Genomic DNA, 21,125 nt, shown 5'->3' on the forward strand with positions numbered 1-21,125 from the left:
ACTTAGAGATGACCCGTTCCGCCACCCCGGGTCCGCGCCCCACCCTGGCCGACGTGGCCGCGTTGGCCGGCGTGTCCCCGGCCACCGCCTCGCGGGTGCTCAACGGCACCGCGGGCGTCAGCGGCACCGCCCGCACCGAGGTGCACAACGCCGTGTCGCGGCTGTCCTACGTGCGGCAGCGGGCCCGGGCCTCGCGCCGCTTCAAGGTCAGCTCGATCGCCGCGGTGGTCTGCGAGGACGGCGTACGCCTTTTCGCGGACACGTTCTTCTCCCGGATCCTGCTCGGCGCCGGCCAGGCGCTGCGCTCCGGGGACATCCAGCTGGTGCTGCTGGTGGTGCGCGGTCCGGCCGACCACGGCTCGGTAGAGCGCTACCTGTCCAAGGGGCTCGCCGACGGCGTTCTGCTGATCAGCGCCCACGATCGGGACCCGCTGGTCCCGATGCTGCGGGCGATGCGCGTGCCGACGATCGCCGCCGGCCGGCCGATGACGCCGGGGGAGATGCCCTACGTCGACGCCGACAACCGCTCGGGCGCGCACGAGGCCGTCAGGCATCTGCTGAACTCCGGCCGCCACAAGGTGGTGTCCATCGCCGGGCCGCCGGACATGGCGGTGGGCGCCGACCGCCGCGCCGGCTACCGGGACGCGATCTCCGAGGCCGGCGCCGTCGGCAACATCGTCTACGGCGACTTCACCCCGACCTCCGGCGAGCACGCGATGCAGCGGCTGCTGGAGCACCACCCCGACCTCGACGCGGTGTTCGCCGCCTCCGACCTGATGGCCCTGGGCGCCCTGCGCGCCCTGCGGCGGGCCGGCCGGCGGATCCCGGACGACGTCGCGGTCGTCGGGTTCGACGACGCCCCGCTGGCCCTGCACACCGATCCCCGCCTGACCACCGTCCGGCAGCCCGTGGAGGACATGGGCGAGGCGATGGCGCGGCACCTCACCAGGCGGCTCATCGGGGAGGTCGACATGCCTCCGGCGACGGTGTTCCGCACCGAGCTGGTGGTCCGCGACTCCGGCTGAGCATCGCCGAACACCGACCTCCGTCCCGTGCCGCGGGACGGCCATCTCGCCCTGCGTCCACGGACAGCTCTTCGGGGCCTGACACAAGACACAGAGACCTGACACAACACACAGAGAGGAGAAGTTCATGGAACAAGGCAATGATCGCAAGGCTCGACGGCTCACCAGCGCCTTCGTGGCCGCGGCCGTGACGCTCGGGGTCGCGGGCGGGCTCGCCGCGCTCACCACGGCGAGTTCGAACGCTGCGACCACACCGGGGTGCACCGCGGTGTACTCGACGACGTGGGACTCCGGGAGCGGCTTCGGAGCGCAGGTGGCCATCACGAACAACGGCCCGGCGTGGACGAACTGGACGCTCACGTACTCCTACGCCGGCAACCAGACGCTGCAGAACGGCTGGAACGGGACCTGGTCGCAGTCCGGACACGCGGTCACCGTCGCCAACGCGTCGTACAACGGCGCGGTGGCCTCCGGCGGGTCCGTGACCCCGGCGGGGAACTTCACGTACTCCGGGACCAACCCGGCGCCGACGTCGTTCGCGGTCAACGGGGTCACCTGCGGCGGGTCGACGCCGCCGACCACGACGCCCTCGACGACCCCGTCGACCACGCCGTCCACCACCCCCTCGACGACGCCGTCGACCACCCCCTCCACCACTCCTTCCACGACCCCCTCCACCACGCCGAGCACCGGCGGCGGGGGCGGCGGCCACGTCGTCAACCCGTTCGTCGGCGCCTCGCAGTATCTGAGCCCCGACTACACCGGCGAGGTCAACGCGCAGGTGGCCGCCGACCAGTCGAACCCGACGCTGGCGGCCTCCGAGGCGAAGATGGCCGGCTACTCGACCGCGGTGTGGATGGACCACATCGGCGCGATCGCCGGCGACGCCGGCAGCGTGCACCACGGCCTGCAGTGGCACCTGGACCAGGCGCTGAGCCAGAAGCAGGCGGGGACCCCGATCACCTTCGAGGTCGTCGTCTACGACCTGCCGGGCCGGGACTGCGCCGCGATCGCCTCCAACGGCGAGATCCCGGCGACCGCGGCCGGGCTGACGGAGTACGAGTCGCAGTACATCGACCCGATCTCCACCATCCTGGCGAACCCGAAGTACGCCGGCATCCGGATCGTGGCGATCATCGAGCCGGACTCGCTGCCGAACGCGGTCACCAACCAGAGCAAGCCCGCGTGCTCGACGGCGACGCCGTTCTACGAGACAGGGGTCGAATACGCGCTGAACAAGCTGCACGCGATCTCGAACGTCTACAACTACGTGGACATCGCGCACTCGGCGTGGCTGGGCTGGTCCTCCAACATGGGCCCGGCGGCGCAGGAGTACGCCAAGGTGGCCCGGGCCACGACGGCCGGCTTCGGCAGCATCGACGGCTTCATCTCGAACACCGCCAACTACACCCCGACCACCGAGCCGTTCCTGCCGAACTCCACGCTGCAGGTCGGCGGCAACCCGCTGGACTCGGCGAAGTTCTACCAGTACAACCCGTACTTCGACGAGTACGACTACGACCAGGCGATGTACACCCAGCTGACCGGCCAGGGCTTCTCGTCGAACATCGGGATGCTCATCGACACCTCGCGCAACGGCTGGGGCGGTCCGAACCGGCCGACCGCGCTGAACTCCTCGCCGACCACCGTCGACACCTACGTCGCGGCCAACAAGGTGGACCAGCGGCCGTTCCGCGGCGACTGGTGCAACCAGGCCGGCGCGGGCATCGGGGCCCGGCCCACGGTGCTGCCGTACGGCGCGTCCAACCACATCATCGCGTACGTGTGGATCAAGCCGCCCGGGGAGTCGGACGGCGACTACGTGACCGCCACGCACCCGCACGGCGACCCGCACTGCGACCCGAACGGGACCAACACCGACGGCAACGGCGGGACCTACTCGACCGGATCACTGTCCACCGGCGACGTGCCGGCCGGGCAGTGGTTCGCCGCCGAATTCCAACAGGAGGTGGCAAACGCCTACCCCGCGCTGTAGGCGGTGTGAACCTGATGGTGCTGACCGAGTGTTGACAACTCATTGAGCAAGCGCGACCGATCCGGGCGGGCCCGGTGCCACGCGGCACCGGGCCCGTTCCGGTAGCGCCGTCGAGTGTTTCGACAGTCGTGATCACCCGTACCGGAGTGGACGGAGTGGACGGAGCGGACGACGCGGCTCATGACAGCGCCATCCCGGGAATGCGGCGGCGGATGGCTTCCATCTCGGCCTCGTCCGAGATGCCCTGCCAGTCGTACCGCGGCGTGTAGGGAGCCTGCAGGGCGCGTGCCTCCTCATCGGTGAGTTCCACGTCCAGGGAGGCCACCGCCTCGTCGATCTGGCGGACGGTGCCGGCGCCGACCAACGGGGCCGTGACGACCGGCTGGCGGCGCAGCCAGGCCAGCGCGATCTGTGCGCGGCTGACGCCGTGCGCGGCCGCGACCTGTCCGACCGCGTCGGAGATCGCGCGGTTCGATGCTTCCTGCTCGGGCGAGTAGAGCATGTCCGCGAAGGCGCCGTCCGTCTCGGAGCGCGTGGTCGACCTGCCGTCGTCCCAGGCGCGGGCGAGGCGGCCGCGGGCCAGCGGCGACCAGACGATCGTGCCGACGCCTTCGTCCAGGCACAGCGGGATCATCTCGCGCTCCTCCTCGCGGGCGAGGAGGTTGTAGTGGTCCTGCATGGACACGAAGCGCGCCCAGCCGTGCTGCTTCTGCAGGTGCAGTGCCTTCGCGAACTCCCACGCGGGCATCGACGACGCGCCGAGGTAGCGCACCTTGCCCGCCGTCACCAGGTCGCCGCGGATGCTCGCGCTCATCCTCGACGGCCTCCGTGCGGGAGTGCTGCCGTAGGGGCTACGACTCGGGCTACTACTCGGGCTACGACTCACCCGCCCCCGACCCGCTGACCGGCCCCGTCAGATACCGCTGAAAAGTCTCGCCCAAGTCCGCGGCCAGATCCTCCACCGGCCGCGAGGCCAGCGGCTGGATCTTCAGGATGTACCGCCCCATCGCCAGGCCGAGCAGCTGCGTGATCACCAGCATCGCGCGGTACTCCGGGTCTTCGCCGCCGGCGGCGGTGGCCAGCGGGATCACCAGTGGTTCTGCCATGCGTTCGCGGACGACCGCCGCGACCTCCGGCTCGGCCGTCGCCGCGCGGACCATGGCCACGATCCACTTCTGGCTCTCGGGGTCCTCCAGCGTGCGCAGGACGAAGCGGGCCAGGCGTTCGCCGACGTGGTCGGGGCCCTCGGCGAGGACGAAGTCGAGGGCCACCTGGGGCTCCACCGGCGGTTGCACCACCGCGGCGAACAGGCCCGCCTTCGACTTGAAGTAGTGCGTCACCAGCATCGGGTCGACCTGGGCGGCCAGCGCCACCTGGCGGACCGAGGTGCGGTCGAAGCCGTGCTCGGCGAACAGCTGCCGGGCGGCCTGCTGGATGGCCTCCCTCGCCTGGCCGGCGTCGGTTCGGCGGCCGCGCTTGGCGTTGGTCGTACCCGTCTCCACCATGGGGTCCTCCGAAATTCTTGACGTGCAGAATTCTGTGGGTGCAGAATTCTATGCGTACAGAATACCTGTCCCGGTTCGCTCCGGCTCCATCCGTCACTGTCTCCATCCGTCACTGTCTCCATCGTCACTGTGAGGACGTCATGACCCCCGAGCTCACCAAAAGAGGCCGCACGCTGGTGCTGGTCGTCGTCGCCCTGGCGCTGATGATGGTCGTGTCCGCGGTCAGCGGCCTGAACGTCGCGCTGCCCGACCTGTCCACCGCCACCGGCGCCTCGCAGACGCAGATCATCTGGATCGTCGACGCGTACACGCTGGTCTTCGTCGGCTTCCTGCTTCCGGCCGGCGCCATCGGCGACCGCTACGGCCGCAAGGGCACGCTGGTCGCCGGGCTCACGATCTTCGGCGCTGCCGCCGCGTGCGCGCTGTTCGTCTCCTCGCCGAGCACGCTGATCGCGCTGCGCGGGGCGATGGGGCTGGGCGCCGCCGCGGTCATGCCGACGACGTTGTCGGTCATCACCACGTCGTTCCCGCCGGCCGAGCGCGGTCGGGCGGTCGGGGTGTGGGTCGGCGTGGCCGGGGGCGGGGCCGTTCTGGGCCTGCTGGCGTCCGGCGCGCTGCTGGAGTTCTTCGCCTGGAACTCGTTCTTCGCGCTCAACGTGGTGCTGGCGGTCGTCGCGCTGATCGGCACGCTGCTGTTCATCCCGAACTCGCGGGACGCCGAGGCGCCGCGGCTGGACCCGCTGGGCGGCCTGTTCTCGCTGCTGGCGGCGGTGGGCATCGTGTTCGGCATCATCGAGGGGCCGGACCGGGGCTGGGGCGACGCGCTGACCGTCACCGGGTTCGTGGTCGGAGCGTTGGCGCTGGCCGCGTTCGTCGGCTGGGAACTGCGGCGGGACGAGCCGCTGCTGGACGTGCGGCTGTTCCGGCTCAAGGGGTTCGGCGCGGGCTCCGGCGTGATCACGATCCAGTTCTTCGGCAGCTTCGGCCTGTTCTTCATCCTCCTGCAGTACCTGCAGTACGTCGCGGACCTGTCCCCGTTCCGCGCCGCGATCTGCCTGATCCCGCTGGCACTGTTCGTGATGCCCACGGCCCGCAACGCGCCGAAGGTCGCGGCCCGGCTCGGGGCCAACCGCGTGCTGCCGCTGGGGCTGACGCTGGGCGCTTCGGGGCTGGCGGTCATGACGACGCTGGGCACGCACTTCGTGTACTGGCACCTGGCGGTCGGGCTGGCACTGTTCGGCACGGGCATGGGGCTGGCCGGGACGCCCGCGACGACCGCGATCGTCTCCTCGCTGCCGGCCGCCAAGCAGGGCGTCGGCTCGGCGATGAACGACCTGTCGCGCGAACTCGGCAGCGCACTGGGCATCGCGGTGCTCGGCAGCACCCTGAGTGCCACGTACCGTTCGCACGTCGCCGCCGCGACCATCGGGCTGCCGCAGCCGGCCGCTGACGGGGCGCAGTCGTCGATCGCCTTTGTGAAGCAGGCTTCCGGCCGGCTCGCGCAGTACGGCCCGAAGGGGCAGAACCTGCTGAACAGCGCTCAGAGCTCGTTCGTCGACGCCGCGCACGCGGCGTTCATCACGGCGATCGTGGTGCTGCTCGTCGGTGCCGTGTTCGCTGCGATCCGGGCGCCGCGCAAGGGGGACGGTGCAGAGAACCTCTCCCAAGCAGCGAGCCCGGTGTCGGGAGAGGTTCCTGTTTGACATGCGATCCGTCGTGCTACTTGCCGCCCTCGAACGCCACGCCGGACATGGCGCCGACGCGGGAGCCGGAGGAGTCGAAGAACGACAGGGCCCCGGTCTGGCAGCCCGAGCCGTTCGGGAGGGTGAAGGCGTAGTAGGCGACGTTGTCCCCGGACGGCTGGATCGGCTTGCCGGTGAACGACTTCGCGCCGCACTGCGCCGTGACGGACGCGGTCAGGGGACTGATGCTCCCGGTCACGACCGCGCCGAGCCGGACGTGCTGCGGGGTCACGATGGCGATGGAGGTGAATCCGGGGTTTGTCAGCGACGGCGCGCCCACCTGCTGCCCTGGGGGCACGCAGCCTCCGCCGCCCGCGCCGGCGTCGGTCCAGACGCGGTCCACGATGACGTTCAGGCTGGTGCACCACTGCAGCTTCGGGTGCGCCGGGGCGCCGGGCATGCTGGTGATGCCGGGGGGCGGGCCCGGGTCGGGCGTGTACTCGCGGATGAGCTGCCAGGCGTGGCCGTCGAGGGTGCCCGAGGCGATGACCGCGTCCGGGAGGTGCGACGGGGAGGTCGGGGCGGTCGTGCTTGTGGCCGCTGAAGACGAAGCGCCCGGTGTGGAAGCGTCCGGTGTCGAAGCGCTTGGAGTAGTTGTCGTGCCCGCCGCCGCTGGAGTGGTGTTCGTCGGGCTGTCGGCCGTGTTCACGTTCTGCGACGCGCCGCCTCCGGTGGCGATGACCGCGGTGGCCACCGCCGTCACGCTCGCGAGCGCGAACGTCGCGCCGACCGTCACCCGGCGCCGCCGCAGCCGGGCGTTGCCGCTGCGCAGCACGGCGTCGTAGGAGGGTCCGTCCAACCCCGGCCGGTCGATCTCCACGGCGAAGGCCTCGTGCAGTCGTTCGCCGTCCGGGAACGCTGTGCCCCCGGGGTCGTTCGTGGTTCTGGTCATCGTCCCAACCTTTCCGTCACTTCGGAGTGATCGAACAAGCGGGACAGCTCCGGGCTCGCGCGCAGCTTCGCCAGGCCCCGCGAGGCCTGGCTGCGCACGGAGCCGACCGAGCAGCCGAGCAGGCGCGCGACGTCGCTCTCGCTGCGGTCCTCCCAGAACCGCAGGACGACGACGGCGCGCTGCCTGGGCGCCAGCGAGGCCAGCGCGGCCATCAGGGCACTGCGGTCAGCGACCGCTTGAGCCCGATCGGCCACCGCCGACTCCGGCACGGTCCCGGGAAGCCACTCCCGGACCCGCTTGCGCCGCCGCTCGGAGGCGTGCGCGTTGATCAGGATGCGCGCCACGTAAGCGTCCGGGTCCTCCACGTCCCGCACCCGCCGCCACGCCGTGTACGCCTTCGCCAGTGCGGTCTGCACCAGGTCCTCCGCCCGGCCGGTGTCCCCGGTGAGCAGGTAGGCGGTGTGCATCAGCGCCCTGCGGCGGGCCAGGACGAAGTCCTGGAACTCGCTTTCGTTTCGGTCACGCTGGTCAACGACTCCCATGCCGTCCCCCTTTCACCTCTCTAAGACGCGGGGAGGGGCACGGAACTATGACAGGTGGGTCGGATGGATGTGACGCGGCCGGGTGTGCGCGGGACGTGGAGCTCCACGTCCCGCGCGATCAGTGCGCGATCAGTGTGCGATCAGAATAGGTGCGCGATCAGAACTGGAACGGCCCGGGGCTCTGCGCCGAGGTGGCCGTGCACGTCACCGAGATCCCGAAGACGACGACGTTCAGCGAATGCCCCTCCAGGCTGTCCCCGGCGTTGACCGTGCCGGTCAGCGGACCGGTCGAGATCGGCTGGCCGGCGGTGATGGCGGGGTTGGAGCTGCCGGTGAACGTTTCCGTGCCGCCGCCGTTGGCGGTCATGGTCAGCGTGGAGGTCACCGAGTTCGCGCCGATGCTGATCGGGCTGGTGATGGCCGAGGTGGTGAGGGTGAAGGTGGCGGTCGTGCCGGCCTGGGCGGCGGTGATGGTCGCCGAGCCCGAGCCGAAGAAGCCGCAGTTGAACGAGACGGTCGCGCTGGCGGGGGTGACCGCGTTCGCGGCCGGTGCCAGGGCGAGCGCACCGGCGACGGCCAGGCCGGCGACGGAGGCCGTGCTGATGCAGAGTTTGGCGAGCTGCATGACTGTTCCCTTCCGGGATGCGGTGGATTGGCGGGCCGGATCGCCGGCCGCCGCGCGATGGACGCGCCGCGCGTCGGGGAGCCGCCGACGCACGCGGGAACCGGCTCCAGTCCCGCGCCTCGCGCGCGGAATCTGACGGTCAGTCAGCGATCGGAACCGTTGTTCATTCATGCACCGCACGCGTGAGATGACAAGGGGCGAATCCATGATTCTCGGGCCACAAGGTCAATAGGCAGCCAAAAATCGATCAAGTGGGCTATATCGATACAAGAACATGCCTGCCGGGCCAGGCGCGCCTCCCATACCAGGCTGGGCCTTCGCCTGCTCCTCGCCACCGACGCCCGGGAGCCCGCAGCCCCGCAGCTCCGGCGAGCCCCGAGCCGCCGAACCCCGAGGCCCCGCAGCCCCACTTACCCCATTTGACCGCTCGGGTCGCTGACACCACTCCCGAGAGCTTTCATGGGAAAGCGGCTTTCATCCGTACTTCGGAGGTGTGCAGTGACAGTACCCGCGGCTCGCATCGTGTTCGACGCCGACGACCGCGCCGCGGTCGCCGCGGCGGTCGCCGAGAGCCTGGCCACCGGCGCCCTGACGCTCGGTCCCCACACCGAGCGCTTCGAGACCGCCTTCGCGGCGGCGCACCGCGCGCAGCACGCGGTGGCGGTGGCGACCGGGACCGCGGCGCTGGAGATCGCGCTGAGGGTGGTCGGCGTCGCCAACCACGACGTGGTGCTGCCGTCGAACACCTTCTACGCCACGGCCGCCGCCGTCGTGCACGCCGGCGGCCGGCCGGTGTTCGCCGACGTCGAGGCCTCGACCTTCGCGCTCACCCCGGAGACCGTCGAGGCGGTGCTCACGCCCTCGACCAAGGCCGTGGTGCTGGTGCACATCGGCGGGCTGATCACGCCGGAGGTGGACGCCGTCCGCGCGCTGTGCGACCGGCGCGGCGTGGCGCTCGTCGAGGACGCGGCGCACGCGCACGGGTGCAGCCTGGACGGCCGGATGGCCGGCACCTTCGGGCTGGCCGGGGCCTTCTCGTTCTACCCGACCAAGGTCACCACCAGCGCCGAGGGCGGCATGATCCTCACCGCCGACACCCAGGTGCGCGACGAGGCCCGGATCTACCGGGACCAGGGCAAGGGCGCGTTCACCGCGAACCACCACGTGCGCGACGGCGCGTCGTGGCGGCTGTCGGAGCTCAACGCGGCGGCCGGCGCGGTGCACGTCCAGCACCTGGCCGAGTTCGTGAGGCACCGGCGCAGCGTCGCCGCGCGCTACACCGAGGCGTTGGCCGGGATCGACGCGCTCACGCCGCTGACCGAACCGGCCGGCTGCGTCAGCAACTTCTACAAGTACATCCTGCTGCTGCCGGCCGGCGCCGACCGCTCCAGGTTCAAGACCGAGGTCGCCGACCGGTTCGCCGTGCGGCTCTCCGGCGAGGTCTACGACCTGCCGCTGCACAAGCAGCCGGTGCTGATGAAGTACGCCAACGGCTCGCTGCCGGTCGCCGAGGACGTCTGCGCGCGGCACGTCTGCCTGCCGGTGCACTCCGACATGCGCGACGACGAGGTCGACCAGGTCCTCACCGCGGTGACCACCGTGTCCCGCGAGATGTTCGGCTGAAAGGAGCCCACTGATGCGCACGGTCGTCACCGGGGGCTGCGGTTTCATCGGTTCGCACGTCGTGGACGCGCTGGTCGAGGCCGGCCACGAGGTCGTGGTCGTGGACAACACGATCAGCAAGCTCAACCCGGCCGCCGAGTACCGGCAGGCCGACATCCTGGACCTGGCGCAGCTCACCGGCGCGCTGGACGGCGGCGAGGTGGTGTTCCACCTGGCCGCCGCCGCGGACGTCAACGAGGTCGCCGCCGATCCGGTGCGCGCGCTGCGGCTGAACGTCGAAGGCACCGGCAACGCGCTGGAGGCCGCGCGGCAGACCGGGATGAACCGGTTCGTGCTGGCCAGCACGGTGTGGGTGTACGGGGCGGCGCACGCCGACGGCGGCGACGCCGAGCTCACCGAGGACGTGCCGTTCGACCTGCGGCGCAGCGGGCACCTGTACGTCGCGACGAAGCTCGCCGCGGAGATGGCCGTGCAGAGCTACCGCGAGCTGTACGGACAGCACTTCACGATCCTGCGTTACGGCATCCCGTACGGCCCGCGCATGCGCGACGCCCTGGTCGTGGCGAAGTTCGTCCAGGCCGCGCTCGCCGGCCAGCCGATCACCATCGCCGGCGAGGGCCGCCAGACCCGGAACTACGTCTACGTCCGGGACCTGGCCGCCGCGCACGTGCTCGCGCTGTCGCCGACCGCCGAGGACGAGACCATCGCGCTGGAGGGCACCACGCCGATCTCGGTGCGGCAGATCGCCGACACCGTGGACGGCCTGCTCGGCCCGATCACCGTGCAGCAGGTCCCGGCGCGCGCCGCGGACTACGACGGCACGCGGATCTCCAACGCCAAGGCCAAGCGGCTGCTGGGCTGGTCGCCGACGACCGGGTTCACCGAGGGCGTGCGGCGCTACGTCGAGTGGTTGCGGGCCGGTCAAGAACGTCGAGTCGGCTGAGGCGCGGGGCTCGCGACCATGCCGCACGCGCTGCTGCTGAGCGGGTCCCTGGGGCAGGGACATGACGTGATGGCGGCAGCCTGCGCGGATTCGCTGCACGACCGGGGCTGGACCACGGCCACCGTGGACGCGATGGCGCTGCTCGGCCGGCGCTCCGGCGCGGCGGGCGAGGCGGTGTTCCGGCGGCTGCTGGCGGTGCCCGGGGTGTACGACGCGTTCCACTTCTCGGCGCTACGGCCGGGCAACCGCCTGGCCCGGTACACCGAGAAGGCGGCCGTGTCGCGGCTGGCGCCGCGGGTGCGGGAGCTGCTGGAAGGCTCGCCGGCTGACCTGGTGGTGTCGGTGTTCGCCACCGCCGCCGGCGCGGTGGACGCCGTGCATCGCGAGGGCGGCGCGGTCCCGCCGCACCTGGTGTTCTGCACGGACGTCACGCCGCATCGCCTGTGGGTCCACGACAGCACCGACCTGTTCCTGGTGACGTCGGAGGCCGCGGCGGCCGGCGTGCGGCGGTACCGGCCGGACGCGGGGATCGCGGTGGTTCCGGCTCCGCTGCGGCCGGCCTTCTACGCGCCGCCGACCAAGCAGGAGGCGCGCAAGGAGTTCGGGGTTCCGGACGACGCGCGATGCGTGCTGCTGATGTCAGGGGCCTGGGGACTGGGGCCGGTTGCCGCTGCGGCGGCCGCGTTGGGCGCGGCCGGGGTGCACGTGTTGGCGGTCGCCGGACACAACCGGGAGTTGGAGGCACGGCTGCGGGCCGTGGAGCGGCGGGAGCCTCGCGTGCACGCGCTCGGCTACTCCGATCGGGTGCCCGCGCTGATGGCCGCGGCCGATCTCATCGTCACCAGTTCGGGGGACACGTGCAGCGAGGCGCGGGCCATCGGACGCCGCCTGCTGCTGCTCGACGTGGTGCCCGGCCACGGCCGCGACAACGTGCAGCACGAGCTGGAACTCGGCCACGCGGACGTGACGAGTGCGGCGCCCCAGGACGTGGTGCGCGCGGCACTGGCCGGGTTGGAAAGGCCCACGCCGCCTCCCTCGATCGGCGCAGAGCGCGGGCCGTGGGAGGCGGCTTTCGGCGCGGCGCTGAGCGGTGTGGGGCTGAGCTGATGTGCGGCGCGGCGGTTGCTCCGAAAGAATTAGTGCCGCGCGGCGCGACGTTCAGCGCGCTGTCGCCCGCGTGTGCGCAGGTCGTGGGAGGCGGCTTTCGGCGCGGCGCTGAGCAGCGTCGGGCTGAGCTGATGTGCGGCGGCTGGTTGTTTCGCGGCTTGTCGTGCAGCGTCGCGGCTACGCCAACAGAGTTAATCCCTCCGGAGCCGGTCTCAGAAGTGCTCCGTCAGCGCACCCACATCCCACCCGGCCCGCCGGCAGCTCTCCACGATCCCCGGCACCGCCTCCAGCGTCGTCCGCCAGGCCTCCCCTTGCCCGTCCGGTGCGGTGTCGTGCAGCAGCACCGTCGTCCCGCCGCCGACCGCGCCGAGCACCGTGTGCTGCACCTCGGCGGCCGTCCGCCGCTCCTCCCAGTCCTTTCCCCACGCCCCCCACAGCACCGGCCGCAGCTCCGCGCGCCGGGCCGCCCGCCACAATCCCGTGGTCAGCACCCCGAACGGTGGCCGGAACCACACCGGCCGGGCCCCGCTCGCCTGCTCCACCACATCCCTGGCCAGCCGCAGCTCTGCCACGTCCCGCTGCGGATGCGGCAGCCACTGCGGGTCGTGAGTCCATCCGTGCACGGCCACCTCGTGCCCGCGCGCCGCCGTCTCGGCGACCACCTCCGGATGCCGCGCCACCCGCGAGCCCAGGACGAAGAACGTCGCGCGCACCTCCAGCTCGTCCAGCAGGTCCAGGAAGTGCGGCGTGCTGATCGGGTCGGGGCCGTCGTCGAAGGTCAGCGCCACGTGGTCGGCGCGCCCGCGCGCCGCCAGGCCCGGCATCAGCCGGTCGCGGACCGGCGGCAGCCAGCTCGCGGCGGGGCCGATGTGCGCCAGGGCCAGCCCGGCCACGCCGATCGCCGCGCCCGTGGTCGCGACCGCCGCCGAACGCATGCCGGGGACTTTCCCGTGCCTGCGCCGATCACACCCGGTGGCCGATCACCCCTCGGCGCGGACCTCCGAATGACCTCCGAATGACCCCCCGAATGAACCCAGAATCAACACCTTTCCGCCTAGCGGGCGGTTGGGGACCCTCGAATGGATCAGGAAAAGGGGACGGGAGGGCCGAGTGCTGATTGCGTTGCTGGAGAGGCGAAGGGATTCCACTGATGCTGAAGGCCAGCCGGCTCGACACCCCTAGCGGGCCCGGTCCGCGGGCGGCGGGTGCCGCGCGTCCTGGTGCCACGCGTCCCGGTACCGGCGACCCGGCCATGCCGCCCGAGCGGACCATCCGGGAGAACTTCCCGGTGGCGCTGCGGATCCTCCCGGCCCGGCACCGGGTGGCGCTCGGCGCCGTCTACCGCTACGCCCGCCTGATCGACGACATCGGCGACGAGGCGCCGCCAGCCGAGCGCGGGCGGCTGTTCGACCTTGTCGACCGGGACATCGACCGGATCTTCGCCGGCACCGCCCCGGAGCTGCCCGCGCTGCGCGCCATCGGGCTGGTGGCGCGCGAGCACGGCATCCCGGAGGCGCCGCTGCGCAAGCTCGTCCAGGCCAACCGCCAGGACCAGGAGATCCACCGCTACGCCACCTGGGAACAGCTCGTGGAGTACTGCGCGCTGTCCGCCGACCCGGTCGGGCACCTGGTGCTGCACGTGTTCGACGCCGCGTCCCCCGAACGGATCGCGCTGTCCGACCACATCTGCACCGCGCTGCAGGTCATCGAGCACTGCCAGGACGTCGCCGAGGACTTCGCCGACGGCCGGGTCTACCTGCCGGCGACCGACCTCAAGCTGTTCGGCTGCACCGACGCCGACCTCGGTGCCGCGACCACCCCGACCAGGCTGCGCGGCGTGGTGGCCCGCAACGCCGACCGCGCCGCCGAGTTGCTGGACGCCGGCGCCCCGCTGATCGGCAAGCTCGACGGCTGGGCCCGGGTCGCGGTCGCCGGCTACCTGGCCGGCGGCCGCGCCACCCTGGCGGCGCTGAGCGGCGGCGCCTACGACGTGCACGCCGCCCGCCTGCGCCCGAGCCGCGCGCGGACGCTCGGCGAAGCTCTGCTGATCCTCGGAAGGGACGTGGCCAAGTGACCCGAGTGACCCAGTTGAACCAGGTGAACACAGGCGCGCAAGAAGCCTACGAATACTGCGAACGGGTGGTCCGCGCCCGGGCCCGGAACTTCGCCTACGGCATCCGCCTGCTGCCCACCACCAAGCGCCAGGCGCTGTCCGCGGTCTACGCCTTCGCCCGGCGCGTCGACGACATCGGCGACGGCTCGGAGACCCGCGGCGAGCGCCTGGCGCAGCTGGCGGTGGCCCGCGACGACCTGCACCACCTCACCGAACGCCCCGAGGACCCGGTGCTGGTCGCGCTGGCCGACGCCGCGCAGCAGCACCCGATCCCGCTGGCCGCCTTCGACGAGCTCATCGACGGCTGCGAGGCCGACGTCCGCGGCACCGACTATGCCACCCCCGACGAGCTGACGTTCTACTGCCGCTGCGTCGCGGGCTCCATCGGCCGGCTCTCGCTCGGCGTCTACGGCGTCGACCCCGCACGCCAGGAGGAGGCCTCCGCCTACGCCGACTCCCTCGGCGTCGCGCTCCAGCTCACCAACATCCTGCGCGACGTGCGCGAGGACGGCCTGATGGGCCGCGTCTACCTGCCGGCCGACGAGCTGGTCCGGCACGGCTGCACGCTCAAGATCGACGAGCACGGCCGCTTCGTCGACGACGACACCGACCTCGCTGCCCTGATCCGCGACCAGGCCGCAGTCGCCCGCGGCTGGTACGACACCGGCCTGAAGCTGCTGCCGCTCCTGGACCGCCGCAGCGCCGCCTGCACGGCCGCGATGGCCGGCATCTACCGGCGCCTGCTCATCCGCATCGCCGAGCAGCCGATCAGCGCCCTGAACTCCCGGATGTCGCTCCCGGCCTGGGAGAAGGGCGTCGTCGCGGCCCGCGCGCTGGCGGGGGTCACGCCGTGACCGTTGCGATCGTCGGCGGCGGCCTGGCCGGGATCTCGGCGGCCGTCGCGCTCCAGGAAGCCGGGATCGACGTGGAGCTGTACGAGGCGCGCCCGCGCCTGGGCGGCGCCACGCACTCCTTTCAGCGCGCCGGCTCGGACGGCGGCCCGGACCTGACGGTCGACAACGGCCAGCACGTCATGCTGCGCGCCTTCACCGCCTACCGCGGCCTGCTCGACCGCCTCGGCACCGGCGACGGCATCGACATCCAGGACCGCTTCGATCTGCGGGTCCTGACCCCGGACGAGCGGCCCGCGGCCCGCCTGCGCCGCACGGGCCTGCCCGGACCGCTGCATCTGCTCCCGGCCCTGGCCAAGTACTCCCTGCTCACCCCGGCCGAGCGGCTGCGCGCCGCCTCGGCCTCGCTGGCGATGGGCAAGCTGGACCCGGCCGACCCGGCCCTGGACGCGATCAGCCTCGGCGACTGGCTCGACCAGCACGGCCAGGACGACCGCACCCGCCGCTACCTGTGGGAGCTGTTCGTCACCGCCGCCCTGAACTGCGGCGTGGACGAGGCCTCGCTCGGGCTGTCGGCGATGGTGATCCAGACCGCGCTCCTCGGCAGCTCGACGGCCGCCGATATCGGCGTCCCGCGCATCCCCCTCGGCGAGCTGCACGGCCGCGCCGCCGAGAAGAAGCTGCGCGGCGTGCACCTGAAGACCAAGGTCGAGCAGGTCGTCTCCGGGACCCGGCTGGTCGTCGACGGCTTCCCGGTGGACGCCGAGGCGGTGATCGTCGCGGTTCCGCACCCGGCGGCCGCCGCGCTGGTGCCCGCCGCGGCGTGCCCGGACCGGGAGCGCTGGGCCGGACTCGCGTCCTCGCCGATCGTCGACGTGCACGTGCTCTACGACCGGCCGGTGATGGACACCTCCTTCGCCGCGGTCGTCGACTCGCCGGTGCAGTGGGTCTTCGACCGCACATCTGCCGGACTCGGGGAGAACCACAATCAAAGCCAGCCCCACGGCCAGTACGTCAGCAGCGTCGTCTCGGCCGCCGGACAGTGGATCGACGCGCCGGTCGCGCAGATCCGCGAGGCGTTCCTGCCGGCGCTCGCCGAAGTGCTGCCGCGCACCCGGCGCGCGGAGGTCTCCGAGTTCTTCGTCACCCGCGAACGGCACGCGACGTTCCGCCAGGCCCCGGGCTCCGCGGCCCTGCGCCCGCCGGCCGCGACCGGCGTACCAGGGCTTTTCCTCGCCGGCGCGTGGACCGCCACGGGCTGGCCCGACACCATGGAGGGCGCGGTGCGCAGCGGGCTGACGGCCGCCGCTCTGTGCCGTCGCCACTTGCAGAAAGGCACCGACCGATGACAGTCGTCCCGCACGCCGTGACCGCCGGCCGCGAAATGGTGGAGGCGGCCATGCGCGCCGCCGTCGAACGGCTGGACCCCCGGATGCGCCGGGTCGCGGCGTACCACTTCGGCTGGGTCGAGGCCGACGGCTCGGCGCCGCACGGCCCGACCGGCGGCAAGGCCCTGCGACCGGCGATGGCGCTGCTGTCCGGCCGCGCCGCCGGCGCCGACATGGCGCGTGTGGTGCCGGCCGCGGTCGCGGTCGAGTTCGTGCACGCCTTCTCGCTGCTGCACGACGACGTCATGGACAACGACCGCATGCGCCGGCACCGCCCGGCCGCCTGGACCGTCTTCGGCGTCCCGGCCGCGATCCTGGCTGGCGACGCGCTGCTGGCGCTGGCCGAGGAGGTGCTGCTGGACCGCGGCACCGCCGGCGCGCACCGCGCCGCCCGCCACATAGCCGCCACCACCCGCAAGCTGATCGCCGGCCAGGCGCTGGACCTGGGCTTCGAGACCCGGACCGACGTCACCCTCGACGAGTGCACCGTGATGTCGATGGACAAGACCGCGGCGCTGTTCGCCTGCTCCTGCTCGATCGGCGCGGTGCTGGCCGAGGCCCCGAACCGGCTGGCGCTGGCGCTGTCCGGGTTCGGCGAGGACCTCGGCCTGGCCTTCCAGCTCATCGACGACCTGCTCGGCATCTGGGGCCGGCCGGAGGTGACCGGCAAGCCGGTGCTGAACGACCTGCGCTCGCGCAAGAAATCGCTGCCCGTGACCGCGGCCCTCGGGTCCGGCACCCCGGCCGCGGCGCGGCTGGCGCTGCTCTACACGCAGTCCGAACCGCTCACCGAGCCGCAGCTGATCGAGGCGGCCTCGCTGATCGAGGAGGCCGGCGGCCGGGCCTGGGCCGAGAGCGCGGCCGACGCCCGGATCGCCGCCGCGCAGGACCGGCTGGACTCCGCCGACATCCCCGACGACGTGCGGGACGAGTTCCTCGCCGTCGCACGCTTCGTCACCCATCGGGACAACTAGGTAGGGATACCCGTGACAGACGTCATCGACCAGGCCGTCAGCGCGAGCGGGTCCTCCGACTCCTCCGGTTCCCCCGGAGCCTCTGGGCCCTCTGGACCCTCCGAGGCCGCCGCGACGCTCAAGGCCGCCGCCGACCACCTGCTCGGCCTGCAGGACAGCGCCGGCTGGTGGAAGGGCGAACTCGAGACGAACGTCACGATGGACGCCGAGGACCTGCTGCTGCGCCAGTTCCTCGGGATCCGCACCGCCGAGGAGACCGCCGAGGCCGCCGCCTGGATCCGCTCCCAGCAGCGCGCCGACGGCACCTGGGCCAACTTCTTCGACGGCCCGGCCGACCTGTCGACGACCATCGAGGCCTACACGGCGCTGCGGATGGCCGGCGACCCGCAGACCGCCGAGCACATGACCGCCGCACGCACCTTCATCCTGGCGTCCGGCGGCATCGAGGGCAGCCGGGTCTTCACCCGGATCTGGCTCGCGCTGTTCGGCGAATGGCAGTGGTCGGACCTGCCGGTGATGCCACCGGAGCTGATCTATCTCCCGAAGTGGTTCCCGCTCAACGTCTACGACTGGGCCTGCTGGGCCCGGCAGACCGTGGTGCCGCTGACCATCGTCAACGCCCTGCGTCCGGTGCGCGAGCTCGGCTTCGACCTCAGCGAGCTGCGGACCGGCCGCCGCACCCCGGCCAAGCGCGGCTTCTTCACCACGCTGGACCGCGCTCTGCACGTCTACGAGCGGCGCCCGCTGCGCTCCCTCCGCGACGCCGCCCTGCGCCGCTCCGCCGAGTGGATCATCGCCCGGCAGGAGGCCGACGGGTCCTGGGGCGGAATCCAGCCGCCGTGGGTGTACTCGCTGATGGCGCTGAACCTGCTCGGCTACGGCGTCGACCACCCGGTGATGCGCAAGGGCATCGAGGGCCTGAACGGCTTCATCATCCGCGACGAGCGCGGACGCCGCCTGGAGGCCTGCCAGTCCCCGGTGTGGGACACCGTCCTGGCGATGACCGCGCTGCGCGACGCCGACCTGCCCGCGGACCACCCGGCCCTGGTCGAGGCCGCCGACTGGGTGCTCGGCGAGGAGATCACCAACCCCGGCGACTGGTCGGTGCGGCGCCCGAACGTCGTCCCCGGCGGCTGGGCCTTCGAGTTCGACAACGACGGCTACCCCGACACCGACGACACCGCCGAGGTGCTGCTGGCGCTGAACCGCGTCGCGCACCCGGACGCGGCCCCCGCGATCCGTCGCGGCGTCGAGTGGCTGGAGGGCATGGCCTGCAAGGACGGCGGCTACGGCGCCTTCGACGCCGACAACACCCGCACGCTGGCGCTCAAGCTGCCGTTCTGCGACTTCGGCGCGGTCATCGACCCGCCGACCGCCGACGTCACCGCGCACACGCTGGAGGCGTACGCGGCGCTGGGACGCGGCGGCTCGACCGCCTCGCGGCGCGCGCTGGACTGGCTGGTGCGCGAGCAGGAGAGCGACGGGTCGTGGTTCGGGCGCTGGGGCGCCAACCACGTGTACGGGACCGGCGCCGTGGTCCCCGCTTTGGTCGCGGCCGGCGTCGATCCGGAGGACGAGATGATCCGCCGGGCGGTTCGGTGGCTGGAGGAGCACCAGAACGACGACGGCGGTTGGGGCGAGGACCTGCGCTCGTATCGGGACAAGCGGTGGGTCGGGCGCGGGGTGTCGACCGCTTCGCAGACCGCGTGGGCGCTGCTGGCGTTGTTGGCGGCGGGGGAGGAGCGGAGTTCCCTAGTCGAGGGCGGCGTTCGGTTCCTGATCCGGACGCAGCGGCCTGACGGGACGTGGGACGAGGACCACTACACCGGCACCGGCTTCCCCGGCGACTTCTACCTGAACTACCACCTGTACCGGTTGGTCTTCCCGATCAGTGCCCTGGGTCGCTATGTGAAGGCCCTGTCATGACTGGCTCGACGGACCTCCTCGTCTGCGCCGCGCTCGGCATCGAAGCCCGGGCCCTGAAGACCGACGGCCTGCGGGTCGAGCGCGTCGGCATGGGCATCCGGCGCGCCGAGGAGTTCGCGCAACGGGATCCGGCCTACGACGTGCTGGCCGTCGCGGGGTTCGGCGGCGCCACCGACGGCTGCCTGAAACCGGGGGACGTGGTCGTCGCCGACGAGGTGCGGCGCGGGGAGCAGGTGATCGAGTGCCCGTGGGCGGACTCGATCGCGTTCGCGCTGGAACAGCACCTGATATTGGAGCCCGAGCTCGCCGAGGCGCCGGAGCCGCACACCGCGCACGGTCTGAACGCGGCCGGGCGGAAGACGCCTGCCGTGGTCACCGGCCCGATCGCCACCGTCGACCACGTCGCGAACTCCGAGGCCCTGACCCGGCTGGCCGGACAGGGCGTGACGACGGTGGACATGGAGTCGTTCCCCCTCGTCGCGACCGCTCGCGGTCGGCCGTTCGCGGTGGTCCGGGTCGTCGTGGACACCCCCGACCACCCCCTGGTCCGTCCGTCGACGCTGCGCGCGGGCCTGACCGCCCGCAAGAGGCTGCAAGCCATCGGGGCCGTCCTACAGCACTGGGCCACAGCGCTCGAACACGTCTGAAGAACCATCGCTGGATCGATTCGCAAGGAGGCGCGGAACATGGGAATGCCGGTCCGCCAGAGCATCCGCATCGGAAGTTACATCCTCGGCAACAAGCTGCGCCGCCGCGAGAAGTTCCCCCTCCTGGTGGAGCTGGAACCGCTGTTCGCCTGCAACCTGGCGTGCGCCGGCTGCGGCAAGATCCAGCACCCCGCGGACGAGCTGAAGAAGCGCATGCCGGTCGAGCAGGCACTCGCCGCGATGCGCGAGTGCGGGGCGCCGATGGTCTCCATCGCCGGCGGCGAGCCGCTGATGCACCCGCAGATCGGCGAGCTGGTCGACGAGCTGGTGAAGATGAAGCGCTACGTGTTCCTGTGCACGAACGCGCTCCTGATCCCCAAGAAGCTGGACCGCTTCAAGCCCTCGCGCTACTTCACCTGGGTGGTCCACCTGGACGGCCTGCGCGAACGGCACGACGAGTCGGTCTGCAAGGAAGGCGTCTTCGACGAGGCCGTCGCAGCCATCCGCGAACTGCGCCGCCGCGGCTTCCGCGTGACGACGAACACGACCATCTTCGACACGGACTCGCCCCAGGACGTGATCGACATCCTGGACTACCTGAACGACGACCTCCGCGTCGACCAGATGATGATCAGCCCCGGCTACGCCTACGAGAAGGCCCCGGACCAGGAGCACTTCCTGCCGGTGAAGCAGACCCGCGAGCTGTTCCGCAAGGCGTTCGCCGACGGCAACCGCCAGCGCTGGCGCCTGAACCACAGCCCGCTGTTCCTGGACTTCCTGGAGGGCAAGACCGACTTCCCCTGCACGGCGTGGGCCATCCCGAGCTACTCGCTGTTCGGCTGGCAGAAGCCCTGCTACCTGATGTCGGACGGTTACGCGGCGACGTACAAGGAGCTGCTGGAGGAGACCGACTGGGACAGCTACGGTCGCGGCAACGACCCGCGCTGCGCGAACTGCATGGCGCACTGCGGGTACGAGCCGACGGCGGTGTTCGCGACGCTGGGTTCGCTGCGGGAGTCGGTGCGGGCGCTGCGGGAGGCGTGAGGCGTGCGGCGGTGCCCAAGCGACAGTGCGGGCACCGCCGCTTCAACAGAACTACGGCACGCTGGTTCGGTATCTGCTGGCGGCGGTTCGCGCGCGGAATTCGTCAGAGCACGGCTTTCATCTGATCGCGCGGTGCTCTCACCCCCCGAACCGCCCCTCCAACCACCGATAAACCCCCGGCG

Annotated in this window: 18 protein-coding genes and 1 pseudogene; 13 read left to right on the forward strand and 6 right to left on the reverse strand. The window is 71.9% G+C overall.

Annotated elements, in window-relative coordinates:
• The first annotated feature begins 8 nt into the window (after window positions 1–8).
• Complete coding sequence (locus GWK61_RS37765) at window positions 9–1,025, forward strand: LacI family DNA-binding transcriptional regulator (RefSeq protein ID WP_194916506.1); 1,017 nt, start codon at window positions 9–11, stop codon at window positions 1,023–1,025.
• A gap of 127 nt (window positions 1,026–1,152) precedes the next feature.
• Entirely contained in the window at window positions 1,153–3,021 is a 1,869-nt protein-coding gene (locus GWK61_RS37770; protein WP_194916507.1) for a glycoside hydrolase family 6 protein, read from the forward strand.
• Window positions 3,022–3,199: 178 nt separating this feature from the next.
• Here GWK61_RS37770 and GWK61_RS37775 read toward each other — a convergent pair.
• Window positions 3,200–3,814, reverse strand: a pseudogene (locus GWK61_RS37775) (aldo/keto reductase); the annotation flags it as partial.
• 82 nt (window positions 3,815–3,896) lie between these two features.
• Complete coding sequence (locus GWK61_RS37780; protein ID WP_194916508.1) at window positions 3,897–4,526, reverse strand: TetR/AcrR family transcriptional regulator; 630 nt, start codon at window positions 4,524–4,526, stop codon at window positions 3,897–3,899.
• 140 nt (window positions 4,527–4,666) lie between these two features.
• On the opposite strand from GWK61_RS37780, the gene GWK61_RS37785 reads away from it, so the two are divergent.
• Complete coding sequence (locus GWK61_RS37785) at window positions 4,667–6,229, forward strand: MFS transporter (RefSeq protein WP_194916509.1); 1,563 nt, start codon at window positions 4,667–4,669, stop codon at window positions 6,227–6,229.
• Window positions 6,230–6,245: 16 nt separating this feature from the next.
• Here GWK61_RS37785 and GWK61_RS37790 read toward each other — a convergent pair whose 3' ends face one another.
• The 3 genes from GWK61_RS37790 to GWK61_RS37800 all read right to left on the reverse strand — a co-directional run bounded on the left by GWK61_RS37790 (window position 6,246) and on the right by GWK61_RS37800 (window position 8,327).
• Window positions 6,246–7,160, reverse strand: a complete 915-nt coding sequence (locus GWK61_RS37790; RefSeq protein ID WP_194916510.1) for a hypothetical protein — start codon at window positions 7,158–7,160, stop codon at window positions 6,246–6,248.
• Entirely contained in the window at window positions 7,157–7,702 is a 546-nt protein-coding gene (locus GWK61_RS37795; RefSeq protein ID WP_194916511.1) for a SigE family RNA polymerase sigma factor, read from the reverse strand. Before GWK61_RS37795 ends, GWK61_RS37790 begins: the two co-directional genes overlap by 4 nt.
• A 157-nt stretch (window positions 7,703–7,859) precedes the next feature.
• Complete coding sequence (locus GWK61_RS37800; RefSeq protein ID WP_194916512.1) at window positions 7,860–8,327, reverse strand: hypothetical protein; 468 nt, start codon at window positions 8,325–8,327, stop codon at window positions 7,860–7,862.
• 498 nt (window positions 8,328–8,825) lie between these two features.
• Here GWK61_RS37800 and GWK61_RS37805 point away from each other — a divergent pair, with 498 nt between their 5' ends.
• From GWK61_RS37805 to GWK61_RS37815, 3 genes are read left to right on the forward strand one after another with little or no spacing between them, the layout of a single operon-like run.
• Window positions 8,826–9,950: a DegT/DnrJ/EryC1/StrS family aminotransferase gene (locus GWK61_RS37805; protein WP_194916513.1), complete on the forward strand. Its 1,125-nt coding sequence runs from the start codon at window positions 8,826–8,828 to the stop codon at window positions 9,948–9,950.
• A 13-nt stretch (window positions 9,951–9,963) separates the two neighbouring features.
• Window positions 9,964–10,893 carry an NAD-dependent epimerase/dehydratase family protein gene (locus GWK61_RS37810; RefSeq protein ID WP_194916514.1) on the forward strand — a complete coding sequence of 310 codons (930 nt, stop codon included), beginning with the start codon at window positions 9,964–9,966 and terminating at the stop codon, window positions 10,891–10,893.
• An 18-nt stretch (window positions 10,894–10,911) separates the two neighbouring features.
• The gene (locus tag GWK61_RS37815; RefSeq protein ID WP_194916515.1) at window positions 10,912–12,000 is read left to right on the forward strand and encodes a glycosyltransferase family protein; all 1,089 of its coding nucleotides are present in this window, start codon (window positions 10,912–10,914) and stop codon (window positions 11,998–12,000) included.
• 212 nt (window positions 12,001–12,212) lie between these two features.
• Here GWK61_RS37815 and GWK61_RS37820 read toward each other — a convergent pair whose 3' ends face one another.
• Window positions 12,213–12,935, reverse strand: a complete 723-nt coding sequence (locus tag GWK61_RS37820; RefSeq protein ID WP_194916516.1) for a polysaccharide deacetylase family protein — start codon at window positions 12,933–12,935, stop codon at window positions 12,213–12,215.
• A 215-nt stretch (window positions 12,936–13,150) separates the two neighbouring features.
• Between GWK61_RS37820 and hpnC the strand changes: the two genes are divergently transcribed.
• Genes hpnC through hpnH form a run of 7 tightly spaced genes read left to right on the forward strand, consistent with a single transcriptional unit; the run spans window position 13,151 to window position 20,943 of the window.
• Entirely contained in the window at window positions 13,151–14,074 is a 924-nt protein-coding gene (hpnC, locus tag GWK61_RS37825; protein ID WP_194916517.1) for a squalene synthase HpnC, read from the forward strand.
• Between the two features lie 5 nt (window positions 14,075–14,079).
• Window positions 14,080–14,967 (forward strand): presqualene diphosphate synthase HpnD, encoded by an 888-nt coding sequence (hpnD, locus tag GWK61_RS37830; RefSeq protein ID WP_438939803.1) that lies wholly within the window; start codon window positions 14,080–14,082, stop codon window positions 14,965–14,967.
• Window positions 14,964–16,313 carry a hydroxysqualene dehydroxylase HpnE gene (gene hpnE / locus GWK61_RS37835; protein ID WP_323747936.1) on the forward strand — a complete coding sequence of 450 codons (1,350 nt, stop codon included), beginning with the start codon at window positions 14,964–14,966 and terminating at the stop codon, window positions 16,311–16,313. The genes hpnD and hpnE overlap by 4 nt, the downstream gene beginning before the upstream one ends.
• Window positions 16,310–17,326, forward strand: a complete 1,017-nt coding sequence (locus GWK61_RS37840; RefSeq protein ID WP_194916518.1) for a polyprenyl synthetase family protein — start codon at window positions 16,310–16,312, stop codon at window positions 17,324–17,326. Before hpnE ends, GWK61_RS37840 begins: the two co-directional genes overlap by 4 nt.
• A 12-nt stretch (window positions 17,327–17,338) precedes the next feature.
• Window positions 17,339–19,252, forward strand: a complete 1,914-nt coding sequence (shc, locus tag GWK61_RS37845) for a squalene--hopene cyclase (protein WP_323747937.1) — start codon at window positions 17,339–17,341, stop codon at window positions 19,250–19,252.
• Window positions 19,249–19,899, forward strand: a complete 651-nt coding sequence (locus tag GWK61_RS37850) for a phosphorylase family protein (RefSeq protein ID WP_194916519.1) — start codon at window positions 19,249–19,251, stop codon at window positions 19,897–19,899. The genes shc and GWK61_RS37850 overlap by 4 nt, the downstream gene beginning before the upstream one ends.
• A gap of 39 nt (window positions 19,900–19,938) precedes the next feature.
• Entirely contained in the window at window positions 19,939–20,943 is a 1,005-nt protein-coding gene (gene hpnH, locus GWK61_RS37855; protein ID WP_194916520.1) for an adenosyl-hopene transferase HpnH, read from the forward strand.
• Window positions 20,944–21,125 lie beyond the last annotated feature (182 nt).

This window comes from Catenulispora rubra (genome assembly GCF_015356825.1).
Classification (GTDB): Bacteria; Actinomycetota; Actinomycetes; order Streptomycetales; family Catenulisporaceae; genus Catenulispora; species Catenulispora rubra.